Origin of the sequence: Pseudonocardia sp., assembly GCF_025465255.1 — a bacterium.
Classification (GTDB): Bacteria; Actinomycetota; Actinomycetes; order Mycobacteriales; family Pseudonocardiaceae; genus Pseudonocardia.
The window spans coordinates 1-4,569 of the sequence record NZ_JAODNI010000098.1 but is presented as its reverse complement, the minus strand read 5'-3'; the positions used below and the strand labels follow the sequence as shown (position 1 = coordinate 4,569).

The window sequence follows — 4,569 nt, the reverse complement described above, 5'->3', positions numbered from 1 at the left end:
GTTGTCCCCTGAGCCCGCCGTCCTGCCGGCACCAGCACCGGTGGATCCGCTCGGTGCAGCCCGGTCTCGGGCCGAATCGGCCTGCGATGAGCTCGAGATCAGTCGAAGCTCCGAAACGAGGGCCTGCATGGTCGGACCGCGCGCCGGAGGCCGCGCCTTGATCCTCTAGAGACGCCTCTGCAGCTCGCGGGCCGGACAGCGCGGCTGATCAGCGGGCTGATCGTCGGCCGCTACGCGCCGCCCGCGGACGACTCCGGGTCGCCGGCCGCGCAGCGAGGGCGGCGGTGCACACGGTGCTGCCACAGGGGACTCAGGCCTCGTCCAGCGCTTCGCCGAAGCTGCGCAACAGGGCGTGGTGACGGTTGTTGGCGAGGACGTGACCGACCGTCAGCACCGCCGCGACCGGCCATTCGATGACCTCGATCAGCGCCAGCGTCGCGATCCCGCCCAGGAAAGCGACCTGGTCCAGCGGGGGCAGGTGCAGATGCCCGATGCCGGGCAGCTCGATATGGATCACGTTCTTTGCCGTGGCACTCGCAGCTGCCTCTCTCCCCCTGGTGGAGCGGTTCGGAGGTGCTGCACCGGCGGACCGGCCGGCACCGAGGGTCGTCGCGGAATCGACTGTCGCCATCGATGCGCTCCTCTCACTCCAGTCTCATACAGCGTGACGCGACGCTGCGGTCCCCGCCTCACCTCAACGAGGTGATTGCCGGCGGCATCCGCTCATCCGGGTAGTAGCCGATCATCCGGACGGGCCGTGGGGCCGTGCAAACCTCGCATCAGTGATTAGAGCGCCGAAGCGGCTGTGGCGGCACGGCGTCCCTCCGACGTTCGTTCTCGACTCTCGACCGAGTGGGTCATCCCCGCCGGGTGATGCGGGTGTCGGCTCGGGCGGCTTCGCTCGATGCGTTCGGCGACGACGAGACGGTGGTCTGCGTCGTGGCTGCTCGACTGCGGCGACGGTGGGAGGTGTGGAGATGGCGAACGAAGTTCGGTATCACGCAGGTGAACGTGGCGGTCCGGCGGTTGCTGGAGCAGACGGAGAACCCGCGGCACCGCTATCTCCTGCAGGCCTATGACCGTCACCGCCTGCTGGAGATCACCGGTCGGTCGATGAGATCTTCGTCCCGCAGATGATGGTGGAGCACCCGTCTACCACTTCCACGCCCTCGGGCTCAGCACGACCTTGGAGGGCAGCGACGCGATCAAGAACCTGTACCGGGACTGGGCGCAGACCGGGCAGTGCGTCATGTTCGCCGAGAACGAGCAGGTCGCGTCGCGGACAACTTCATCGCGTCCTGGGCCCCGACCGCTTACCAGTTCATGCCCGGCCGGGTGCTGCGCGGCCTCGGGTTCGACGTCGATGACGAGAACGCGATGTATGTGTACAAGGACCAGGAGGAGATGGTCTGGCCCTACGACGACCGAGGCCGGCTCATCGGCGAGGACGTCTGGGAGATCGACCCGGCCAAGGCCGAGATCATCAAACTAGACGCCGCCGACGTCATCACCCCGCACGAGGCCGCCGAGAGGCTGGCGCCGTTGATCCAGCCGCTCCCCCCGTTCGACGAGGCGGTCACCGGACACGAGGCGATCCCGGGGCCACGAGAGGTGGTCACGGGGTAGCGGCCCGAGGACCTGGTTCACCCCACCCGAACGGTGCCCGTCCACCCCGGGGCTGTCGCTTCTCAAGAATGCGTGCCCGACCTGCCGGCAGAAGGAGACCGCAATGGATACCAAGCTCGCCGAGACCATCGGCGTCGAGGCCTACACCTACCTGTACCCGTTGGTGCTCATGGACCTCACCCGGGCGCAGATGACCAACGTGGGGACGGCCGGGGAGGCCGTCGGGCGGGGCCCGGTGGACACGTTCGCCCACGTCCGGACGTTCCCCCCGGCGGAGTTCAAGGACGTCGTCAAGCCCAACTTCGACACCTTGTACTCGGTAGCCTGGCTCGACCTGAGCGCCGAGCCGCGGATCATCACCCTGCCCGACGCCGGTGACCTGTACTACCTGCTGCCGCTCTATGACATGTGGACCGACATCTTCGCCGTGCCCGGCACCCGCACCACCGGTAACGGCGCCGGGCACTTCGTGGTCTGCGGCCCAGGCTGGTCCGGCGAGCTGCCCGACGGGGTCCGGCGCGTCGACGCGCCCACCCCGCTGGTGTGGATCATCGGTAGGACACGGGCCAGCACGGCCACCTACCCCGCGGCCAACGCCTTCCAGGACGGCATGGCGATCACCCCGCTGTCCGCGTGGCCGGGTCCCCCACCCGCGGTCCGCGGCACCGTGGACCCCGCCGTGGACGACACCACACCCCCGCTGCGGCAGGTGTTCGCGCTGACGGCCGAGCAGTTCTTCGACCGGGCCGCCGAACTGCTCACCATCCACCCCCCGCACGCCAACGACTACCCGATCCGGCACCGCATGGCCCGGCTCGGCCTGATCACGGGCGAACCCTTCCACCTGACCAAGGCCGACTCCTCCGTGCAGGACGCGCTCACCGCGGCCGTCCCGATCGCCCAGCAGAAGATCATCGGGTTCCAGCACCGGATCGGACGCAAGGTCAACGGCTGGCAGATGAACACCGAGACGATGGGCGCCTGGGGCACCGACTACCTCAAACGCGCCACCGTCGACCTCCTCGGGTTGGGGGCGAACCTGCCCGAGGACGCCATCTACCCGATCGCCTACCTCGACGCCGACACCCATCCGCTCACCGGCGCCAACGACTACCTCCTGCGCTTCCACGCCGATGAGATCCCGCCCGCGCAGGCGTTCTGGTCGCTGACCCTCTACGACCAGGAGGGATTCCAGGTCCCCAACCCGCTGCAGCGGTTCGCGCTCGGTGACCGAGACCCCCTCACCTTCGGCGACGACGGCACCCTCGACCTGCACATCCAGCACGAGTCTCCCGGACCGGACAAGGAATCGAACTGGCTACCCGCGCCGGATGGCCCGTTCAACCTGACACTGCGGCTGTACTACCCCGAGGCCACCGCTCTCGACGGCACCTGGGCGCCCCCAGCGGTCCGCAAGAACATCTGATTGCGCGGCACCGGTACTGCCGATTGCCGCCGACCAGAGCCCAGCGGCTGGACCGATACCTTGCCCGCCGGGATCTTCGTTCCGAACGCGGAGGCATCGTTTGGGATGGGATGGCTCGTGTCGCGGTGCCACCTGAGCTGCTGTTCTGCGCCACGGCCGTCCCGGCAGCTGACGGGCCAGTGCGAACTCATCGCTCCGGGTTTGCCCGGCAGCGCGCGATCGTCGACGCCTGGCTCGCGGCCGCACGCGGCGGTGACTTCGCGGGTGCTCGGGTTCCGGCTGCTGCCGCGACTGAAGAACACCGGTTCACCCGCGGCGGGCCCAAGCACCCCACCTACGCGGCGCTCGAAGAACTCGGCCGGGCCGTGCGCACGATCTTCGCCTGCGACTACCTCGCGAACTCGCATCTGCGGCGCGAGGTCCACGGCGGGCTGCAGGTGGTGGAGAACTCGAACTCCGGCAACACCGTGATCTTCTACGGCAAGGACGGCGACCTCACCCGCCCCGACCGCGAACACGCCGAGACCTCGATGCTCGCCCTGCACCTGCTCCAATCGGCGTTGGTGCACGTCAACACCCTGCTCGTGCAGACCGTACTGGAAACGCCCGAGTTCCATGACCGGATGGGCGCCGACGAGCGGCGCGGGCTGAGTCCGCTGTTCTGGACTCACATCAACCCCTACGGCGGGTTCCGGCTCGACATGAACACCCGCTTCGACCTCACCGCACCGTAAGGGATCGACGTGTGGCTCGGACCGTGCTACGTCAGGAGGTTCTCGAAGAAGATGTGGCGAGGATGTCGAGACCGGCCTGGCGGCTCCGTCCCCAGGGGCAGATGCGGCCACCGTGGCCGCACCACGGCAAGGAGACCCAGCATGACGAAGTACCTGCTTCTCAAGCACTACCGCGGCGCCCCCGAGCCCGTCAACGCCGTCCCGATGGACCAATGGACCCCGGAGGAGGTCGAAGACCACCTGCAGTTCATGGCCGACTTCGCCGCCCGGCTCGAGAGCACCGGTGAGTACGTCGACGGCCAGGCTCTCTCGCCCGAGGGCACGTTCGTCCGGTACGACGGGGAGGGCCGACCGCCGGTCACCGACGGGCCATTCGCGGAGACCAAGGACCTGATCGCCGGCTGGATGGTGATCGACGTCGACACCTACGAGCGCGCGCTCGCGCTCGCCGGCGAGTTGTCGGCAGCCCCCGGAGCCGGCGGCAAGCCGATCCACGAGTGGCTCGAGGTGCGCCCGTTCCTGAGCGCACCGCCGACGGTCACCGAGTGACCGGACCGGCCGGGGCAGATCAGGTGGCAGATCAGGTGGTGGACGAACTGCTGCTGAGGGAGCTGACTCCCGGGGTGATCGGCGTCCTCGTGCATCGCGGAGTTGACTTCACGACGGCCGAGGACGCCGTGCAGGAAGCACTCGTCCAGGCCGCGCTGACCTGGCCGGACCGGCAGCCCGCCGACCCGAAGGGCTGGCTGGTCACGGTTGCCTGGCGCAAGTTCCTCGACGCCC

6 protein-coding genes are annotated in these 4,569 nt (G+C 68.7%); 5 read left to right on the top strand and 1 reads right to left on the bottom strand.

What is annotated here, in order from left to right; translation table 11 throughout:
- Positions 1–310: 310 nt before the first annotated feature.
- Positions 311–631, bottom strand: coding sequence for a hypothetical protein (locus tag JWP64_RS10920; protein WP_297495491.1), 321 nt, complete (start codon positions 629–631; stop codon positions 311–313).
- 611 nt (positions 632–1,242) lie between these two features.
- Here JWP64_RS10920 and JWP64_RS10915 point away from each other — a divergent pair.
- The 5 genes from JWP64_RS10915 to JWP64_RS10895 form a co-directional block, all read left to right on the top strand.
- A complete protein-coding gene (locus JWP64_RS10915) occupies positions 1,243–1,626 on the top strand; it encodes a hypothetical protein (RefSeq protein WP_297495490.1) in 384 nt (127 codons plus the stop codon).
- A 103-nt stretch (positions 1,627–1,729) separates the two neighbouring features.
- Entirely contained in the window at positions 1,730–3,052 is a 1,323-nt protein-coding gene (locus JWP64_RS10910) for a DUF1254 domain-containing protein (protein WP_297495489.1), read from the top strand.
- Positions 3,053–3,075: 23 nt separating this feature from the next.
- Positions 3,076–3,786 (top strand): Tn3 family transposase, encoded by a 711-nt coding sequence (locus JWP64_RS10905; protein WP_297495488.1) that lies wholly within the window; start codon positions 3,076–3,078, stop codon positions 3,784–3,786.
- Between the two features lie 141 nt (positions 3,787–3,927).
- On the top strand, positions 3,928–4,335 hold the full coding sequence (locus tag JWP64_RS10900; RefSeq protein WP_297495487.1) for a YciI family protein: 408 nt from the start codon (positions 3,928–3,930) through the stop codon (positions 4,333–4,335).
- A 38-nt stretch (positions 4,336–4,373) separates the two neighbouring features.
- Positions 4,374–4,569 (top strand): sigma factor (locus JWP64_RS10895; RefSeq protein WP_297495492.1); only part of this gene is annotated, 196 nt, incomplete at its 3' end.